Source organism: Methylobacterium sp. AMS5, from assembly GCF_001542815.1.
In the GTDB taxonomy this organism is placed as follows: domain Bacteria; phylum Pseudomonadota; class Alphaproteobacteria; order Rhizobiales; family Beijerinckiaceae; genus Methylobacterium.
The window spans coordinates 102,958-121,049 of the sequence record NZ_CP006992.1; the positions used below are offsets into that span (position 1 = coordinate 102,958).

General features: G+C 64.3%; 18 protein-coding genes and 3 pseudogenes. 5 read left to right on the top strand and 16 right to left on the bottom strand.

Going from position 1 to position 18,092, the window contains the following annotated elements:
- Positions 1-174: 174 nt before the first annotated feature.
- Complete coding sequence (locus Y590_RS27140; RefSeq protein WP_286161827.1) at positions 175-297, top strand: hypothetical protein; 123 nt, start codon at positions 175-177, stop codon at positions 295-297.
- 140 nt (positions 298-437) lie between these two features.
- Complete coding sequence (locus Y590_RS00505; RefSeq protein WP_060768180.1) at positions 438-659, top strand: hypothetical protein; 222 nt, start codon at positions 438-440, stop codon at positions 657-659.
- 66 nt (positions 660-725) lie between these two features.
- Here the strand turns inward: Y590_RS00505 and Y590_RS00510 are convergent, their stop codons facing one another.
- Positions 726-935, bottom strand: coding sequence for a hypothetical protein (locus tag Y590_RS00510; protein ID WP_060768181.1), 210 nt, complete (start codon positions 933-935; stop codon positions 726-728).
- Between the two features lie 278 nt (positions 936-1,213).
- Here Y590_RS00510 and Y590_RS00515 point away from each other — a divergent pair, with 278 nt between their 5' ends.
- Positions 1,214-2,299, top strand: coding sequence for a tyrosine-type recombinase/integrase (locus tag Y590_RS00515; RefSeq protein WP_286161900.1), 1,086 nt, complete (start codon positions 1,214-1,216; stop codon positions 2,297-2,299).
- Here the strand turns inward: Y590_RS00515 and Y590_RS27640 are convergent.
- From Y590_RS27640 to Y590_RS26155, 3 pseudogenes are all read right to left on the bottom strand, one after another.
- A pseudogene (locus tag Y590_RS27640) lies at positions 2,291-2,413 on the bottom strand (IS3 family transposase); the annotation flags it as partial. The gene Y590_RS00515 and the pseudogene Y590_RS27640 sit on opposite strands and share 9 nt — an antisense overlap.
- Before the next feature lie 2 nt (positions 2,414-2,415).
- Positions 2,416-2,870, bottom strand: a pseudogene (locus Y590_RS25280) (transposase); the annotation flags it as partial.
- Between the two features lie 47 nt (positions 2,871-2,917).
- A pseudogene (locus Y590_RS26155) lies at positions 2,918-3,133 on the bottom strand (transposase); the annotation flags it as partial.
- A 733-nt stretch (positions 3,134-3,866) separates the two neighbouring features.
- Here Y590_RS26155 and Y590_RS25290 point away from each other — a divergent pair.
- Positions 3,867-4,822 (top strand): IS630 family transposase gene (locus Y590_RS25290; protein WP_144439895.1). Its coding sequence is split into 2 segments (ribosomal slippage): positions 3,867-4,212 and positions 4,212-4,822, totalling 957 coding nucleotides; the frame shifts between segments, so codons are not numbered across the junction.
- 490 nt (positions 4,823-5,312) lie between these two features.
- Here Y590_RS25290 and Y590_RS00540 read toward each other — a convergent pair.
- Together Y590_RS00540 and Y590_RS00545 are read right to left on the bottom strand one after the other, a co-directional pair.
- A complete protein-coding gene (locus Y590_RS00540; RefSeq protein WP_060768185.1) occupies positions 5,313-6,524 on the bottom strand; it encodes an alkene reductase in 1,212 nt (403 codons plus the stop codon).
- 443 nt (positions 6,525-6,967) lie between these two features.
- The gene (locus Y590_RS00545; RefSeq protein WP_060768186.1) at positions 6,968-8,125 is read right to left on the bottom strand and encodes a baeRF11 domain-containing protein; all 1,158 of its coding nucleotides are present in this window, start codon (positions 8,123-8,125) and stop codon (positions 6,968-6,970) included.
- A gap of 306 nt (positions 8,126-8,431) precedes the next feature.
- On the opposite strand from Y590_RS00545, the gene Y590_RS00550 reads away from it, so the two are divergent.
- On the top strand, positions 8,432-8,875 hold the full coding sequence (locus Y590_RS00550; RefSeq protein ID WP_060768187.1) for an SRPBCC family protein: 444 nt from the start codon (positions 8,432-8,434) through the stop codon (positions 8,873-8,875).
- Between the two features lie 563 nt (positions 8,876-9,438).
- On the opposite strand, the gene Y590_RS00555 is transcribed toward Y590_RS00550, so the two are convergent.
- The 10 genes from Y590_RS00555 to Y590_RS00595 all read right to left on the bottom strand — a co-directional run bounded on the left by Y590_RS00555 (position 9,439) and on the right by Y590_RS00595 (position 18,057).
- Positions 9,439-9,900, bottom strand: coding sequence for a DUF1931 family protein (locus tag Y590_RS00555; RefSeq protein WP_060768188.1), 462 nt, complete (start codon positions 9,898-9,900; stop codon positions 9,439-9,441).
- A gap of 115 nt (positions 9,901-10,015) precedes the next feature.
- Positions 10,016-10,459, bottom strand: coding sequence for a thioredoxin TrxC (gene trxC / locus Y590_RS00560; protein WP_060768189.1), 444 nt, complete (start codon positions 10,457-10,459; stop codon positions 10,016-10,018).
- Between the two features lie 709 nt (positions 10,460-11,168).
- Positions 11,169-11,747: an HdeD family acid-resistance protein gene (locus tag Y590_RS00565; RefSeq protein WP_245517673.1), complete on the bottom strand. Its 579-nt coding sequence runs from the start codon at positions 11,745-11,747 to the stop codon at positions 11,169-11,171.
- 114 nt (positions 11,748-11,861) lie between these two features.
- Positions 11,862-12,530, bottom strand: coding sequence for an Hsp20/alpha crystallin family protein (locus Y590_RS00570; protein ID WP_083530713.1), 669 nt, complete (start codon positions 12,528-12,530; stop codon positions 11,862-11,864).
- A gap of 472 nt (positions 12,531-13,002) precedes the next feature.
- Entirely contained in the window at positions 13,003-13,725 is a 723-nt protein-coding gene (locus Y590_RS00575; RefSeq protein ID WP_060768192.1) for a TMEM175 family protein, read from the bottom strand.
- Positions 13,726-13,915: 190 nt separating this feature from the next.
- Positions 13,916-15,562 (bottom strand): chaperonin GroEL, encoded by a 1,647-nt coding sequence (gene groL, locus Y590_RS00580; protein ID WP_060768193.1) that lies wholly within the window; start codon positions 15,560-15,562, stop codon positions 13,916-13,918.
- Between the two features lie 52 nt (positions 15,563-15,614).
- A complete protein-coding gene (locus Y590_RS00585) occupies positions 15,615-15,905 on the bottom strand; it encodes a co-chaperone GroES (RefSeq protein ID WP_060768194.1) in 291 nt (96 codons plus the stop codon).
- A 195-nt stretch (positions 15,906-16,100) separates the two neighbouring features.
- Positions 16,101-16,607, bottom strand: a complete 507-nt coding sequence (locus Y590_RS00590; protein WP_245517672.1) for a PRC-barrel domain-containing protein — start codon at positions 16,605-16,607, stop codon at positions 16,101-16,103.
- A 478-nt stretch (positions 16,608-17,085) separates the two neighbouring features.
- Positions 17,086-17,208 carry a hypothetical protein gene (locus Y590_RS27150; RefSeq protein WP_286161828.1) on the bottom strand — a complete coding sequence of 41 codons (123 nt, stop codon included), beginning with the start codon at positions 17,206-17,208 and terminating at the stop codon, positions 17,086-17,088.
- 36 nt (positions 17,209-17,244) lie between these two features.
- A complete protein-coding gene (locus tag Y590_RS00595) occupies positions 17,245-18,057 on the bottom strand; it encodes an IS5 family transposase (RefSeq protein WP_060768195.1) in 813 nt (270 codons plus the stop codon).
- Between the last annotated feature and the right edge of the window lie 35 nt (positions 18,058-18,092).

Genomic DNA, 18,092 nt, shown 5'->3' on the forward strand with positions numbered 1-18,092 from the left:
AAATTTATCTCAAATACCAGAACCTATTCCGGGATATCTGAATTCCACAAGGCCGAATTACCTCAAGCGCTGGGCTTACTTCAAGCAATCTCCATGCATATCGTGAATACCAAGGCCTTCCGCGCCGCAGCGGAGGCAATCGCGAATCGATGCCCGTGCCCGGTAGAAGGGCGCGTGAGTGACGATCAAGTCAAAGTCGCACTCGGGGAACTGATCGACATCTGGCCCTGGAGCGTCTTCGCGGGCGCCAGCGAGGGCGAAGAGGTGGAGCTACCGCATTCGGTCGAGGCCGCCTAAATCTTCCTCAATTCTCCGCGCGCAAATCCCACGAAGCTTCGCCAGCGTCTTTCAGGCCGATTCGGACGGACGCCCACCAGATTGGTGCTGACCTCCTTCCCTCCAATCAATCGCGCTCAAGGCCGTATCTGATGTCCCAAGTGGACGAGACCGTGCGTCACCGGCGCAACCGAATCCTGATGACCGTCCTGCGTGTCGAGCACGAAGCTCCAGACAAACCGATCCTCATCTGCGTGTGGGTGGTGGGAGAAGCGAGGCTCGAAGGCCGATTCCGGAGCGACGACATCGAGAGCGTCGATCCGAGGTATCTGGCCGAGCTTGATGACCTTGCCGACACGCTCGCGGAGCTGGATCGCGTCTGACGCGCGTCGCCAAACCGGAAAGGAGAAGGGCTCCGGCGCATCCCGCCGGAGCCCTTCTCCGTTAGATCAGCTTCCTGAGCGCCGAACAAACACCGACTTCCCATCCGCCTGTCCGGTTTCCGAGATCAACACGTCAAGCGACCGACGAACGATCTCGATAGGCTCGACGCCCCTCTCGCTCGCTTCTTTCTCGACTGCCGCGCGCTGTTCCGAATCCAGATTTTCGTACACGGCCTTCGCGATGCCCGGCGAGGCGTCCTTGTGGTGTTCGGTCATGAGCGCATTTCCCTATGCCGTGAGACGGGGGCATGCAGGACTACGAGACCGCCATCCGCTACACCACCCGTACCACAACGCTGCTACAACACGTTGTGCAATCGAGTGGTTAAGTCGATGATTTATAAGAGAAAATTCAAGTTGCGGAGAGGGGGTCCGCCCTCCCCTAATCCGTAGCCGTCCGAGCCCGTTTACGAAACGCCCTTACGCCGCCATTGCTTACCGACCGATTTGCGCGGTTCGGTCCGAGCCGATCCGCCCAGATCCGGCGCTCGTTGGTGGGGGCGATCAATCGGCTTTCGGCACGGACCGTCCAAACCTTGACGGAGCCGGGCCGGCATGCTGACGGCGATGGTCTCTATCTCGTCGTGGACGAGGGCGGCGGCAAGCGTTGGGTCTATCTTTTTCGGCTCGCCGGGAAGCGCCGGGAGATGGGGCTCGGGCCGCTGCGTACGGTCTCGCTGGCGCAGGCGCGCGACCTGGCCGGCAAGGCGCGAGCCCTGGCCGCGCAGGGGCTCGACCCGGTCGCGGCGCGCCAGGCTGACCTCCCCTCGCCCGAGCCGGCTCCGCGGACAGCCCCGACCTTCGCCGCGATCGCCGACGCCTTCATGGATGACCGTGCCGGCAAGCGGCGCAACGCGAAGCATCGGCAGCAGTGGCGCAATACCCAGACGACCTACGCCGCGAACCTCTGGACGATGCCGGTCTCCAATATCGGCACGCCGGATGTGCTGGCGGTCCTGCGTCCGATCTGGCGGGAGAAGCCCGAGACCGCGAGCCGGGTGCGCGGACGGATCGAACGCATCCTCGATGCGGCGAAGGTCGAAGGGCACCGCGAGGGCGAGAACCCGGCGCGCTGGCGCGGCCACCTCGAGCACACGCTGCCGAAAGCTGCGAAGCTCTCGCGAGGGCATCACGCCGCCCTGCCCTATCGCGACGTGCCAGCCTTCGTTGAGTCCCTGCGCTCGCGTGTGGCCGACTCAGCCCGCGCCCTGGAACTGATCATTCTGACCGCAGCGCGATCCGGCGAGGTCCACGGCATGCGTGCCAGCGAAGTGGATCTGGTGGCGGCTGTGTGGACCGTGCCGGCCGAGCGGATGAAGGGCGGGCGGCCCCACCGAGTGCCGCTATCCCGTCCGGCCCTGGCCATCCTGGCGCCTCGCATCGCCGCCGTCGGCCCGGACGATCTGCTATTCACGAATACCCGTGGCGGCGCGCTCTCCGACATGGTGTTTGAAGCGCTGTTCCGCCGCGCGAAAGTAGCTGACGTCACCACCCACGGCTTCCGATCCAGCTTCCGCGATTGGGCCGGCGACGAAACTGACTGGCCTGCTGCCGGTTTGGTGGACACCGTCCTAAGCTAATTGGGCTCGGTTTTCGAACTCGACAGGGCTGAGATAGCCCAGGGTCGAGTGCCGCCGCGCCGGATTGTAGAAGCGCTCGATGTAATCGAACACATCGGCACGGGCTTCATCCTGGCCACGAAGCTCGCGTGGGCCTTGCTCAGGATGGCTTCGTCGTCCCGTGTGCGTTGGCTGGGCTGCCGGGTGTACCAAGCGTGGAAGCCGGAGCGCGAGACACCCAGCGCCGCGCACATCCACGCGACCGGCCAGATGGGACGGTGCTTTGCGATGAACGCGAACTTCATAGCGCGTCCCTCGCAAAGTATGCGGCGGCCTTTTTTAGGATGTCACGCTCCGCCTTCAGACGAGCGACCTCCTTGCGCAGCCGGTCGATCTGGATCTGCTCGGGCTTCATCTGCCCCTGACCGGGGAAGGCGTGCTGCGGATCGGCCGCGGCCTGCTTCACCCACCGGTGCAGCATCGTCTCGTGAACATCGAGATCGCGCGCTGCCTGCGCGACACTGACACCGCGCTCCCGAACCAGTCGAACCGCCTCGATCTTGAACTCACGCCCGAACTTGCGTCGCTGCATGGAGCACCTCCGGCTTCACCATCACACCTAAACCAGGTGTCCGTGAAACCAGCAGCAGGCCACCAGCAACTCATGCCGCTCCCGCAGCCCATCTCGGCCGGCAGCATCTCCCAGGGCAGGCCGGAGCGCAACACGAACAGGATGCCAGTCAATGCTACCTGATTGTCGATCGGAGGCTGCCCACCCTTCGGCCGGGGCCGAGGCGCTGGTAGGAGCAGGGCAATCTCGATCCAGAGATCGTCGGGAAGCAGAGGTCGAGCCATCCCCACAAACGCCGATCCGACTGCTTCGTGCCGTTCTGTTAGGCGCTCTAAAGGCCAACACCTGTTTGCGGTTGGGCGTCGGCTTCAGTTTTGCCCGTGCACCTTGCTCGGGTATCCGGGTCCGCACGCGTCGCTGTCGTCAGCTCGGTCACCCTGCAGGATCAAACACCCAGACTCACATAAATACTTATCTCAGCGAAACATCCGTATGCATCAGGGCATTTGAACGGCGCCGTACAATAATAATAAACCTATTAGAAAGAATATACATGCTAGTAATTCTGTGATTATCACGCCTGTCCTAAAAAACATTGGAGACTTGACACGATCAACCCGGCCAAATCTAGATATATAATAACCCCTATTATTGGCAGAAAAAATACTCTTGACCGCAGAGTATGACACAAAAAATTCTAGTACTGAAAGAACGTATGCCATAAACGTACAACCTATTTATAGAAACTGATGACCGAAAGAATTGTGCACAGGTCTCAGGCTCTGACTATCCCAATTTGTGCTCGGTGAGCAGCCGTAGCCCACCCCAGACAACCTCTATGTTCCTGCAAGCGGGCATCACAACGCAATGTCAGATGCGACCAGATATGACCAGCGATGTGCTGGCCGCACGAGCTGACCTTGCCCCCTGTTAGAGCTGTTACCGACCGCTGTGAGTCGGTCGGGGTTCCCTGATGAGACGTGATCTGATTCCCTGTGTTCCTCGAAAGGAGGATCGATGGGATCACCATTGTCATCGGATCTGCGCGAGCGCGTGGTGAAGGCCGTGTCCGAGGGCGCCTCGCGGCGTCAGGCCGGCGCGCGGTTCGGGGTCAGTCCCGCCAGCGCCATCCGCTGGCAGGAGAGCTTCGAGCGGGAAGGCCGGGTGGCGGCCAAGCCGCAGGGCGGCGACCGACGCTCGCAGCAGGTGGAAGCCCATGCCGACCTGATCCTGCGCCTGCGCGCGGAGCAGCCGACCCGGATCCTGTCGGAGTTGCGAGCGCTGCTGGCCGAGCGCGGCATCTCCACCAGTGAGAGCGGCCTGTCGCGCTTCTTCCGGCGCCACGCCGTCACGCACAAAAAAACACGCTCCACGCCGCCGAGCAGCAGCGGCTGGATGTGAGGGCCGAGCGCGAGGACTGGTTCGAGGCCCAGGACGAACTCGACCCGGACAAGCTGGTCTTCTTCGACGAGACGGCGACCACCACCAGCATGGTGCGCCGCTACGGCTGGGCGCCGCGTGGCGAGCGCTGCCGGGTCGCCGTTCCGCACGGACATTGGAAGACGACCACCGTCACGGCCGCCCTGCGCACCAACGGAGTGGCGGCCACGGCCCTGTTCGACGGAGCCACCAACGGCAAACGCTTCCGAGCCTACGTCACCGACACCTTGGTGCCCGTGCTGAAGCGAGGCGATACGGTGATCATGGACAACCTCGGCGCCCACAAGGTGGCCGGCGTCCGGGAGGCGATCCAGGCGGTGGGCGCCAAGTTGCTCTATCTTCCGCCCTACTCGCCGGACTTCAACCCCATTGAACAAGTGTTCGCCAAGCTTAAAGCCGACCTGCGCAAAGCCGCGGCCCGGACGTTTCCAGACCTGAAAGCGGCGATCCGATCCGCCTTCGACAGCCTCACGCCAAAAGCCTGTCGCAACTGCCTCACAGCGGCCGGATACGACGCATATGACCCAACCTGATCGGTAACAGCTCTAGCCATGCATCGAGGTCCGGCCCCGACGATCTCTCGGCCATGTCTGTCTCCCACAGTGACATCGCAGGATCAGAACGCCCAATGACCCTCAAAGTGCCCAGGTAGTGATAGACTCGATGCTTTTAGTGGCGGCATCCAGCGGTATGCACCATAAATTCGTAGGTGCGGTGGAGAATTGGCTGGCAAATCATCGGTGATCCGATCACTGGTTTGTTGTTCGCGCAGGCTCAGTTCGGAAATCAAAGAACAAAACGTCTGAGCGGTCGTAGCGGACTGAAGATCAGATTTGGTGGATGGCCTATGCTTCATCTAACGGTAGAGGAATGCCAAGATGCGATAGGTGTCTATGTAGCCCTGGCCGTGTCTTAAGAGCGGACCGTCGGCTTTGCGCCCATGACGGCTATTCCGCCGAAAATGGGACGGCCGCCGAAAGCGGACATCTGTCACGCAGGCCACGACATGGCCGTACAGGGGAGTTATCTCCAACTTCGGTCAACGCAGCCCCGAGGTCGTTCGCCACGCTCCTGCGCCAGATCAGGATAATCTGTGTAACCATTCTCGCCGCCGCCATAATAAGTGGTCGGATCGTCGGCGTTGAGCGGGGCGTCTGCGCGCAATCTCTCCGGCAGATCGGGATTCGCGATGAACTTGCGGCCGAACGCGACGAGGTCGGCCCTCCCCTCGTGAATCCAGCGCGCAGCGGTCCCGGCGTCGAAGCCTCCCGCGGCAATGAGCGTCCCTTTGAATCGCTCGCGGATAAGTTGGACGAGCGCCAGAGACCGCTGGTCAGGGGGCTCCCCCTTCTGCATCTGCTCCAAGGCCGGATTGACGACATGGAGATAGGCGAAGTCAAATTCGGCGAGCCGTTCGCTGATGTAGCCGAACGTGGCTTCCGGGTCATCGTCGCGGATCTCGTTCATCCTGCCGAGTGGCGAGATCCGGACACCGATGCGGTCTGGTCCCCAGATCCGAGAGAGCGCCTCGGCAACCTCCAGCAGCAGCCGCGTCCTGTTCTCCACCGAACCGCCATACGTGTCGGAGCGGCGGTTTGTGCTGCTTTCGATGAACTGGTCGAGCAGGTAGCCGTTTGCGGCGTGGATCTCGACCCCATCGAAGTCCGCGGACTGGGCGTTCCTCGCTGCGCGCTCGTATTGCCCCACGATATAGGGCATCTCCTCGAGGGCCAATGCGCGCGGACGAACGAAGGGGACGAGTGCCCCTTCTCCCCGTTCGTTCTCGATGAACGCCTTCCCCTGCGGAGTGATCGCAGATGGGGCAACGGGAAGCATGTTGTCGGGCTGCAGGGCCGGATGCGAGATTCGGCCGACATGCCACAACTGGCAGAAGATGCGTCCGCCGGACTCGTGCACGGCTTTGGTGACGTGCCGCCAGCCCTCGACTTGCGCGCTGCTGTGGATGCCCGGCGTCCAGGCATAGCCCTGCCCCTGAATCGAGACCTGTGCCGCCTCGCTGACAATGAGCGCTGCGGAAGCGCGTTGCGCGTAGTAGCAGGCGGCGAGAGGGCTCGGTACGTTGCCCGGCGACCGCGCGCGTGAGCGCGTGAGGGGCGCCATGATGATGCGATGCGGAAGCTCGAGAGGTCCCAGTCGATAGGGCTGGAACAGCACAGCCGGATCCGAAGCTGCCGCCGGGTCGCGCGTTCGCGAGAGGGTCGCTGCATCCGCCATGGAGTGCCTCCTTCGGACGCACGGCCGGCAACAGGCCCCGGGGCGCCTCGATCGCGCGACCCGGAAGCCCACCAGGCGGCGGCCCGTCCGCGGAAAGTCTGATCATAGGAACGGCACGATCGCGGGCCCTGACGTCCGTCAGCGTCGGACGAACTCGAAGCCGCCGATCCGATCGGCTGCGCATGGCCATCATCGGCCCTCGAGACGCTTCTGGGATCCGGAACGACGGACGTGACGGAGTTCTCGCCGCGACGAGACGGCTCCGGAGGCCGTTCGCGAGCGCCACGGCGACGCTGCCGGGCCACCTGACGTCGCGATCGGTGGCCCGACATGGGCGGCGGCCCGCCGGCCGGCCCTAAGCCTGGGAGGACGGGGTCCCCGCTGCCACCGGAGTGAGGGGGCGCAGGTGCTAAGCGCGCCGGGCACCTGCGCGCGGCGGCGCCTCAGAACGGGTACCGCAGGATCGCCGCCAGGGCGCACCCCGCGGGCAGCTCCGCGCGGCTCGCGCACAGAACTCGGGCGTCCGTGCAGAGGGCACGCCGGGCCACTTCATCGAGAACAGAATACGTTTCGGCGTCGTCTGACACGGCGTACGTCACGCTGCCGTCAATATCGCTGACCAGGCCGGGGATCACGCGATCGAGGTCGACGACGAGCCGGTCGACAGCGGCCGCTGTCGCGGCATGGGCCGTCCGGGAGACGTCGCTGGTGGCCCGGTAGGGCTTCAACTCATCATAGAGCGCGAGGACGCCTTTCACCTCGTTGCGGTAGAGCCGGTCGAGTATGGGGAGTGCGGCGTCGCCGAGCTGCGCGTCGCTGCGGTGGACCGGGCTGCCCTCGATGGCCTCCGCGATGAGATGCGGATAGGTGTTCACCGCGCGGAAGATGCTGAGCATGGGCTCGGCCGCAGCCAGCACGATCGGCGTCGAGCGACCGGCGAGGGCTTCGCGGACCGCACGGTCCACCGTTCGCGCGTATTGCGCTTCCAGGATCTTCTCGCCCTCGCGGTTCTGAAGACGGCGGCGCGGGGCCCCCACGTGGATCGATGGCCGGTCGAGGGTCTCCGCGGGATCGTCCGAGAGGTGGGGAACGGGGACCCGCTCGGGCGGCATGTTGACGACCACGTGGAGAAGTCGGGCTCCCCCTGCCGAAATTGCCAGAACGAAGATCTCCAGGGGAGACGTGATCGTGCGGATCAGCGGGGCCAGGTGGAACCGGTCGGCGACCTTGGCAAGGGGGGCCGGTCGGATCGGCAGGCGGTAGGTCTGCATGGACTTCGTCTCCGACCGAACGAGCACGCCGAGGCCATGCGCCTGCGATTTCCAGAACTCCTCGACCGGTGCGAGCGGATCCGCGTCGTTGAGGCGGTACTTATTGTCATCCAGGCTATCCTGGATTCGTCCCGAAAGGACTCCGAACTGTCGTTCGAACGATTCGATCACGCGTTCCGAGACGGCGGCTTCGCGCAACTGCGCGATGGCGTCCTTGGCGAGATCCTTGAATGCGATGCGGTTGGCCTCGGGGTGCAGGGGCGAAGTCGGCAGATAGAGCGACACGAATACGCCGCCCCGCGCCGTCGCGAGCGCCTTGAACTCCTGCAATCCGGGGATGTCCGCGCGTATCATTGCAATAACCGTGGCGGGTCGAGCCTCTGCGGGTCAGGGCTCACCCACCTGAGCGGGCTTTTGTCGGTTTCGCCCTGACGGGCGTCAGTCGCCGCGCGACGGGCCGGGATCACCCGGGCGGAGGGTGCAAGGGCGGAGGGTGCAAGGGCGGGCATGGCCGCGCTCGCATTGTACATTGGCTGACGATCGTCATGGACGCGATGAGAATGTCAGTCTCAGCTTTCGCGGCATCGCGGATAGCCGGGGCCGGTCACGCGTAAGACAGCTCTTGTGGAGTAAACCATGCAGATCAATGCGAGCCGGACGGTGGCGGCGTCCCCGGCGAAGGTGTTCGGCCTGGTTTCGAACGCAGTGGAGTGGCCACTCATCTTGCGGACAGTCGAGAGCGCGGAGCTATTGACGGAGGGCGCGCTGGGCGTGGGGTCACGCCTGCGTGAGCGCCGGCTCCTGCTCGGGGCTGAAGTCACCCTCGAATCCGAGGTGATCGAATTCGCCCACCCGCATCGCTTCCGGCTGGTCGTGGAGAGTTCCGACCGCTCTTTCGACCGGGATTTCATCATCGACGCACTGAACGTCGGATCGCGCCTGACGCTCGCGATCCGCCCGGGTTCAAGGGCCTCCACGGGCCGTGTGCTCCTCGACATCGTCTCGCCCGTTCTGCAGATCCGGCTGAGCGACGAGCTCGAGATGGACATAGCCGACTTCGCGGCGGCCCTGCGGGCCTAACCGAGGGTCACAACGCGCCGATGGCCGTCACGGGAGGCTGGCCGGGCGGGCACATTCTCCGTCTAGTCGCCCTCCCTGTGGGCCGACCCCGCATCACCGGAGTGCCGTGGGGAGCGCGGCCGAGCATGACCCGCAGATTGCCGGACGTAACCGTCACGACACGCCGGACGCATAGGAAACAGCGCCCGATCGCATCCAGTGATACTTGTCATTACGTCAGAAACACCGCGCGTCATCCGAGCGGGGTCTGATATGGCCGTCGCACATCATCTCTGCGGTCGAGAAGGCCGCATCCTCCGTCCGCCGCGGAAATTTGACCACGCTGCGTCCCTCCTTCGAACTGGTCATGCCCGTCACTGGGTGTGCAAAGCTGGCGACCTGCCGACGTATCGCTGAACCATGAAATGGGGCCGTACTGATTTGGGCCATAGATGACGCGGCCAGGAGCACTCCGAGAAGCGGGGTCGCTGTTGCGCACCCGGCTCCGGTCACTTCCATCGCATGGTGGGGATCCTGCGGGCTTTGGTCGCTCTGGCGGGGCAAATCCGGACTGTAATGACGCCTCACAACAGGAGATCGTGCAGCCGTTCCGCTCGATCCCAGTGCTCCGTCTGAGGATTTTTCAGGCGAGGGTCGACGATGATTTTGAAGGTCCGCGAGAGCGTGAGGCAGAGGCCGCCAGCGACCTCGGGAAGCCACGCTTCGGTATCATCGCTGCAGGCCGCCATCGAGGCCGGCCCACTGGTGAGCGAGGCGAGGCTCTCCTTTACGGCCCCGGCATTGCTGACGGCGCGGAACTCGTGGATCCGCTCCTGGAACCCCTTGGTGATCGGGAGATCGTGCGGCTCCACGATCTCGCGCCCGTTCGCCTTGGCAATGGCTCCCGCACGCAGAACGAGATCCCGGAGCTTACGGTCAATGAAGCTGCCGAGACGTTTCAGATCGCTCTTATCAATGACGAGCGAATCTGTTTCCCGAAAGAAGTGCTCGAACCGAGCGATACCTGCGACGGGAAGCGCGGTCATGGAATCACCATCGAACGATGTGGAATCATGCTCAGCTCGCTTAGGCGCGCCGACGCCGGGCCGCACTGATGCCTGTCAGTTCGCCTGGTCTCCCGTTCGTGCCCCGTGCAGGCTCTCACCGGATCTCGTGCTGCCGGAGCCAGGCTCGGAGGGCCTCGGCGTTGACCGCGCCGGCATGTCGGGCAACCGCTTCGCCTTTCGCGAATAGTATCATCGTGGGTATGCTGCGGATACCGTATCGCGCTGCCAACCCCTGCTCCGCTTCGGTGTCGACCTTGAGGAACCGGAAGTCGGGCTCAAGCTCGGCGGAGACTTTCTCAAACACGGGCGCCATCGCCTTGCAGGGACCGCACCACGCAGCCCAGAAATCCACCACGACCGGAATGTCGTTCTTCTGGATATGCTGGTCGAACTGTGCGGCGTCGACCGAAAAAGGCTGTCCGGTGAACAGCCCCTGCTTGCACCGCCCGCAACGCGCCGCCTTGGCCGGCCTGGACAAGGGAACGCGATTGATGCTCGCGCAGTGCGGGCAGACGACGTGCCGTCCCTCCTCGCTCATCGGTGGCTCTCCCTGACTAAACCGTCTTCCCATCGGCCGGTCGGGCGTCACGTCGAACAGCCTATCGAGACATCAGCTCGCGCCTTGTCGGCCAAGGCGCGCCGCTCTTTTATGAGCGCGACCGTCCGCGTGTTGAGCCCGCGACGTTGGCGACCCTGTGGTTCGAAATGTTCAGGATCGGACAGCGCTCGCCACATAACGCTGACACCGATCCGTTTCGGTCCGGCCGGGTAGACACCGGCGCGGCACCCCGGTCTTGGCGTCGGCTTCGAAGGCTAGGGCTTGTCGAGACTCGAGGGCCGGTCCGCTGCTGCGGCATCGTTCGAACTCCGCGAGGACCTTGGCAGGGTCGGCGCCGCCGCTGGCCTACCACTTGTGCTTGCGGACGCCCATCTTCTGATCGCTGGACTTTGTCACCTTCTTCCCGCGCTTCCAAGAAGGCCGGACACGGGCTTTGCGTGACATCGACGTTCTCCTGCGCGGCGGAGCGGAACGCCGCGTAAGCCTCTTTAACTGACATTCTGAGCGCCAGGGCCCGGGCTTCCTGCGGAGACGGTGACCGACCCGCACGCGTCCAGCCCCCCCGGGCTTCATCGGCGACCGTCCACGATGGGCCGCAACCCTCAGGGATCGGAGGGTCGGCAACGGAGACGATTCTGACCAAGCCCGAGCGGGGCCTGGTGAAATCCGGCCCTGATCCGCCAGGTCCTCAGATCGCGCTTTGCGCCGGCTGCGCCATTCCGGGGATCGGCCGATCGTTGCGGTGTTCGCGAAGCCTGAAGGCGAGCACCAGCATGGCGATGCCGAAGACGAAGGCGTAGATTCCGATCCACCATGTCAGCACCACGGCACCCGCGAGCGGGGCTAGAACGAGAATGATCCCGAAGGCGATCGATGACACTCCGCCAAGTGCGAGCCACCACCGTCCGTGGTTGCGCTTGAGGCGGATCGCCGCGACCACCATGGTACTCCCTGAGATGATGGACCATACCGCCGTCAGCACCACGAACACGAGGGCAGTGATGCCGGGCCACGCGGCGGCAAGAACCCCTGTGATGATGTTGACGAGGCCGCCGAAGAAGAGGGCTCCCCAGCGCTTGCTGTGCTGCGCCGCCCGCAGAGACGCGACGATGGCGAAGATGCCGTCCACCAGCATATAGGCGGCGAAGATCAGAATCAGGGAGATGAGGGTCGAGACCGGCATCGCGAGGGCCGTGATGCTGAACACGATCGCGAGTACGCCCCGGAGGGCTATTACCCACCAGTTCTGGGCCAGCGAATGGTTCATGACGTCCGTATCGAGCGAGATCCGGCCGACTCCTGAGGGTTGAGGGCTTCCACCAGCCATGTGCGTCCTCGTCGTCTGGAGTGTGTGAGATGGACCGGCCTGTGATCCGGTCCATCAGTGCGGCATGGTCTGGTCGGGCGCTTTGTCCTGCTGGTCCGATGCGACGCCGCTCTGGCTGGGGGAGCCTGCCGGGGCGTGGTCGGCGCTGGCGCCACGAACCTGCACGCGGCGCGTGCGCCGCTGAGCCCCGCTCTTCGGGAGCGTGATCGTGAGCACCCCGTTCGCGACACGAGCCTCGGCCTGCTCAGGATCGACACGGAACGGCAGTGCAAGCGCACGCTGGAACGTGCCGAAGAGGCGCTCACGCACCTGAAAACTCTGCCGATCCTCCGCGTGCTCGATCTCTTTCACGGCGCGGATGATCACGGTGTCGTCATCGAGCATCACCTCGACATCCGCCTCACGAGCGCCGGGCACCTCTGCGGTGATGCGCACGTCACGCTCCGTCTCGGTCATGGTGATGTCCGGGACGAGGATCTTGGCGTCGAGCTGGTCGGCCGCACCTGCGGTTCCAGCGCCCGCGCCCGGCATAACCTCGAGCAGGCGGTTCATGTCGTGGTAGAGGGCGAGAAACGGCGGCAACAGCGGGCTCGGCACGCCGCGCTTGATCGAACCGCCCGACCGCTGGAAGGCGACGGGTTCGCGAGACATAATATGGATCCTCCCTAAGCTTGGCAGGATACCGCCCGGCTTGCTTCCTCGGTCGAGCGGGCGGAAGACCATCGATTAGCGGGTGCTTCCCGTCTCGGCCCTGACGCGGATCAGTCTGACTTCAGGATCGGCCGCGCGCCGACGATCCCGGCCCCATAAGGCCGGCGGTAGCGTCCGGCTACACCGGCAAGGCTGGCAGATATTCGTTCACGACCTGCGCGTCAGCGCGCAACGCGGCGATGCGGTGTCAGACATGCGGGGCACACCCCCCCGTACCGCAGAGAATGCCGTCAACCCGGACGCGCTGTTCCGCCGCTTCGAGGGCATTCAAGGTGTCAATCCGTGTCGGGCCCAGCATCTATTTGGGAACTGCAGGCAATCCTCTCACGGTAGGCTCAGAGGACCTGCAACGGACCGTCGCGCAGTCCGAGCCCATCGTTGGCACCTCGGCTGGCACCTCGGAGGAGCCGCTCCCGTAACCGGGAGGAATGGCCGCGCGACCTCAGGCCGACTGTGCTCCTGGGCCACCTGTGCGGCTGCGGGGTTAGCGCCGTCGACCGCCCGAAGCCCGAGTTGCGACCCAGGCCTCTCGCTGCCTGGTCGTCCAGCGCACCATCGTGGGGCCCGGCAGGGCGTAGTAGATCAGCAACAGGATATAGATGCTGACGCTGAGATAGGGGGTTACGAAGGCCAGAACGAAGGCGAGGCCGTACAGGAGCGGCACGAGCCGCCAATGCCAAGTCAGCGCGTAGAGACGATTCGCGTCTACGTTTGCTTTCACCAGTTTAGCGCGCTGGGCATGCTGCCACATGAAGCTGAACATCGTCCCCGCCAGACAGAGTGCGGCGCTGTAGAGCAGCGCTGCGACGCGAAGGTCGTTCGTGTCGGTACGCGCGTATTCCGCCATGAGCGCGGTCGTGAACGGAAGAATGGCGACGCAGAGCAGCAAGATCAGGTTCGTGAACAGCAGCACATGGTCGCTATGGCGCAGATAATGGAACATGGTGTGATGGTTGGCCCACACCACGCCGACCTGCAGGAAGCTGAGGACGTAGGCGGCATAGACGGGCCACTGCCGCAGCAACAACGCCGTCAGTTCCTCTCCGTGCCGCTCGGCTTCCCGCGGCACGCGGATGTCCAGGACTAGGAGCGTGATGATGATCGCGAAAACCCCATCGCTGAACGCTTCGATCCGTGCTGGCGAAGGCGCCTCGTCGATCAGCGTGAACGGAGCATCACTGGGAATCTCGGACCGTTGCCGCAGCATGACCTGTCCATAATCTGTAGCGGCGTTTTGGGAATTGCACCGCTTCCGGATCCGCCGGACTCGGCCGTCACTCGGTCTGTCCGGGCCCCGATACTCATAGCGCTTCGCGAAATCTGTGTTTTACTCTCACTGCTGGGCCCATGATCCGCGAGCATCGGCAATCACGTCGGAAACGGCGTGTCACGGCGGCTCAGAAATCCATGCCCCCCAATCCACCACCCATGCCTCCACCCGGCATGGGCGGCGGTGGGTCCTTCTTGGGCGTTTCGGCGATCATTGCCTCCGTGGTGACGAGCAGGCCGGCGACCGAGGCCGCGTCCTGCAGGGCGGTGCGCACCACCTTCACGGGATCGACGATCCCGACCTCGATCATGTCAACGTAACGCTCGGTCTGAGCGTCGAAGCCGAATGTCGGCGAGTTACTTTCCATGACCTTTCCGACCACGAGGGATCCTTCGACGCCAGCGTTGTCGGCGATCTGACGAATTGGAGCCTCGAGGGCCTTGAGGACGATCTTGATGCCGGATTGCACCTCGCTGTTCTCGCTCGTCAGGCCGCGGGCCGCCTCCTTTGCCCGGAGCAGCGCGACGCCGCCACCGGGGACGATGCCTTCCTCGACCGCCGCGCGGGTGGCGTGCAGCGCGTCCTCGACCCGATCCTTCTTCTCCTTGACCTCGATCTCGGTCAAACCGCCGACGCGGATCACCGCGACGCCGCCCGCGAGCTTGGCCAGACGTTCCTGCAGCTTCTCGCGGTCGTAGTCCGAGGTCGTCTCCTCGATCTGCGCCTTGATCTGGCTGATCCGGCCCTCGATGTCGGCCTTCTCGCCGGCGCCGTCGATGATCGTGGTGGTCTCCTTCTCGATCCGCACGCGCTTGGCGCGGCCGAGCATCGGGAGCGTCACGTTCTCGAGCTTGATGCCGAGATCCTCGGAGATGGTCTGGCCCTTGGTCAGGATCGCGATGTCCTCGAGCATCGCCTTGCGGCGGTCACCGAAGCCCGGCGCCTTCACGGCCGCGACCTTCAGGCCGCCGCGCAGCTTGTTCACCACCAGCGTGGCGAGCGCCTCGCCCTCGATGTCCTCGGCGATGATCAGGAGCGGCTTGCCGGTCTGGACCACGGCCTCGAGCACCGGCAGCATGGCCTGGAGCGAGGACAGCTTCTTCTCGTGGATGAGGATGTAGGGATCCTCGAGCTCGGCGACCATCTTCTCCGGGTTCGTGACGAAGTAGGGCGAAATATAGCCGCGGTCGAACTGCATGCCCTCGACGACATAGAGCTCGGTCTCGGCGGTGCGGGCCTCCTCGACGGTGATGACGCCCTCGTTGCCGACCCTCTGCATGGCGTCGGCGAGCATACGGCCGATCTCCGGATCGCCGTTGGCCGAGACCGTGCCGATCTGAGCGATCTCATCGTTCCTGGTGATCTTGCGGGCGTTCTTCTCCAATTCCCTGATAACCGCCGTCGTCGCGAGGTCGATGCCGCGCTTCAAATCCATCGGATTCATGCCGGCGGCGACGTACTTGGCGCCCTCGCGGACGATGGCCTGGGCCAGAATGGTCGCGGTGGTGGTGCCGTCACCGGCGATGTCGTTGGTCTTCGAGGCCACTTCGCGCACCATCTGGGCGCCCATGTTCTCGAACCTGTCGGCGAGCTCGATCTCCTTGGCGACCGTCACACCGTCCTTGGTGATGCGCGGGGCGCCGAAGCTCTTCTCGATCACGACGTTGCGGCCCTTCGGGCCCAGCGTCACCTTCACCGCGTCGGCGAGGATGTCGACGCCGCGCAGCATCAGCGCGCGCGCTGTGACGGAGAACTTGACTTCCTTGGCAGCCATGATTCCGCTCCATAAGCCAGATTTTCAATCTTGGTTGTGCGGAAGGCGCGATCTAATCGACAATGACGCCGATGATGTCGGACTCCTTCATGACCAAGACATCCTCGCCATCGACGACCAGTTCGGTCCCGGACCATTTCCCGAAGATCACGCGGTCGCCGGCCTTGACGTCGAGGCCGACCATGTTCCCGTTGTCGTCACGTACACCCAGACCGACGGCGACGACTTCACCCTCCTGGGGCTTTTCCTTCGCCGTATCGGGAATGATGATGCCTCCCTTGGTCTTCTCCTCGGCACCGGTGCGCCTGACGACGACCCGATCGTGCAGCGGTCGGAGTTTCATCGTAAGCCTCCTCAATAGTCCGGTTCGGCTGTTTCTGCGTCGCGGTGACGTTCGGTCGAGCATTGCGCTGCGTGGCGCGAGGGCTCGGCGCGCCCGCACCGCGATCGAGCCGTCGTTCAGACTGTCGGCGCCGGCCTTGTTTGTGTTGAGGGCACCTGGCGGGACCGGTCGATCACGCGTCGCGCCAGGCTGCCGTCACGTGAGGTAGTGAAACTCCGGCAATTTACTCAGCTCGTCCTTACTGGCACCAGGCAGCACGATCTTTCCTTTCTCGTCATCGAGTTGCAGCCGCTCGAACGGGGTTGCAATCAGGTGACCGCCGAGCCCGAGGAATCCTCCCACCTGTATGACGGCGAATAGAACCTTATCTTTTCCGATGATGATATCGTCGATGCTGCCGATTTTCTCATTCTTGTCATTGACGACAGCGCTACCGTGCAGTTTCGTCGTGCGCCAGCCTTTCGCCACTTCCTTCACGTCCACGCTGAGGAGGCGGACGACCTGAGAGAAGGCCGGCACGGCCACCCCGACCGTCGCGACACCGCCCGCGCACATGGCCGCCGCCACGAGCGTCGCGATGACGCGATGGCGCGCCCCGGCGGCATGACCCGAACGCTGAGGCCGAGACGCGTGGTGCAGACCGTTGTGCACCAGGGCATCCCGCCAAGTTGCGCCCGGTCGAACGTGGCGATAGAGGTTCATGAGACCACTCCCTGGAAACGATGTTGGACACGGCGCGCGACCGAAACCGGGATCATGGCCGCCGACAGTCTCTGCAATCGAAGTTCTGCTTCCGCGATGGACCTCGCACACTGATCCGCGTCAGACGGATGAGCGATTGTTCGCGGCCCCAACCGGTGGCCGGCTTGGACGAACTTCGGAGGCTGACGGTCCCGGCGACGAGCACCGAGGCTGACCCAGTCCTCAAATATGCTCATGCCGCAATCGCGCGCGACGGGCCCCGCCGTGATCGGACCGATGCCGATCTGGATCGCCCGCTCCGGCCCGTGGGCCGTGCCGCACGAGCCGGACGCATTCGTCCGACAATCGCAGATCCCGCTTCGCGGTTGGGAAGGCCTCGGCCTTTAGCGCGAAGGCCTGGGCAAGCACACGGCAGGTGCCGGCGCCGAATACTGTCCTTCCGGTGACCTGCACCGTAATTGCCTTGCGCGCCGAAGCGTCACGCCATAGTGGGCTCGGTGAGAATGTAATCGATCATCGCGGCGAGCTCCCTCTCGAAATCGCCTCTGACCCTCTGACCATCGCCGCCGACCATCCCGGTGTCGTCGGCCGCGCGGATCATATCATAGGACGGCTCTCTCAGAGTCCGTCCGATAAGTCATGATGCTCGCCCGAGCCTTCGGACGAGGATCATGACGGCGGCGGCGGAGAGGAAGGCCTGGGCCGAGGCGAGGGTCGCTTCCGGGTCCTTCCAGAGGCGTCGGTTGCGGCTGATCCATCCGAAGAAGCGTTCCACCACCCATCGGCGTGGATGCACGGCGAAGCCGACCTGATCCTTCGGTTTGCGCACGATGTCGATGGTGATGACGGTGGCGGTCGCGGGTCTGTCGCCGGCATAGCCTGCATCGGCGAAAGCTCTGACGATGAACGGGAAGGTCCGCCGCGACAGGCGCAGCACCGGTCCAGCCCCATCGCGATCCTGAATGTCGGCGGTCTGCGGATCGAGCACGAGGGCGCGCCCGTCCGTGTCGACCAGGGCCTGACGCTTGCGGCCCTTGACCTTCTTTCCAGCGTCGTAGCCGCGCGGGCCGCCGCTCTCGGTGGTCTTCACGCTCTGGCTGTCGAGCACGGCCGCCGTCGGCGAGGCCTCGCGACCGGCCCGCTCCCGGTCGGCCATGACCAGGGCGTGGTTGATCCGCCCGAACAATCCCTCGTCCCGCCAGCGGCTGAAGTAGCCGAACGTCGTGCTGCGCGGAGGGAGATCCTTTGGGATCAACCGCCATGCGATGCCGCCGCGCAGCACGTAGAAGATCGCGTTCAGGACCTCCCGCATCGTCCAGACAGGCGGACGACCACGCGAGGCGGGCTCTGGCATCATGGGCGCGATCACCGCCCATTCCGTATCCGTCAGGTCGGTTTCGTATCGAAGGCGCGCACGGTTATGCTGCCGGCGAGTGGTCGGGGTCCACATGGCACGTCCAGATGAGGCTTCAGCACCCTTCTGGA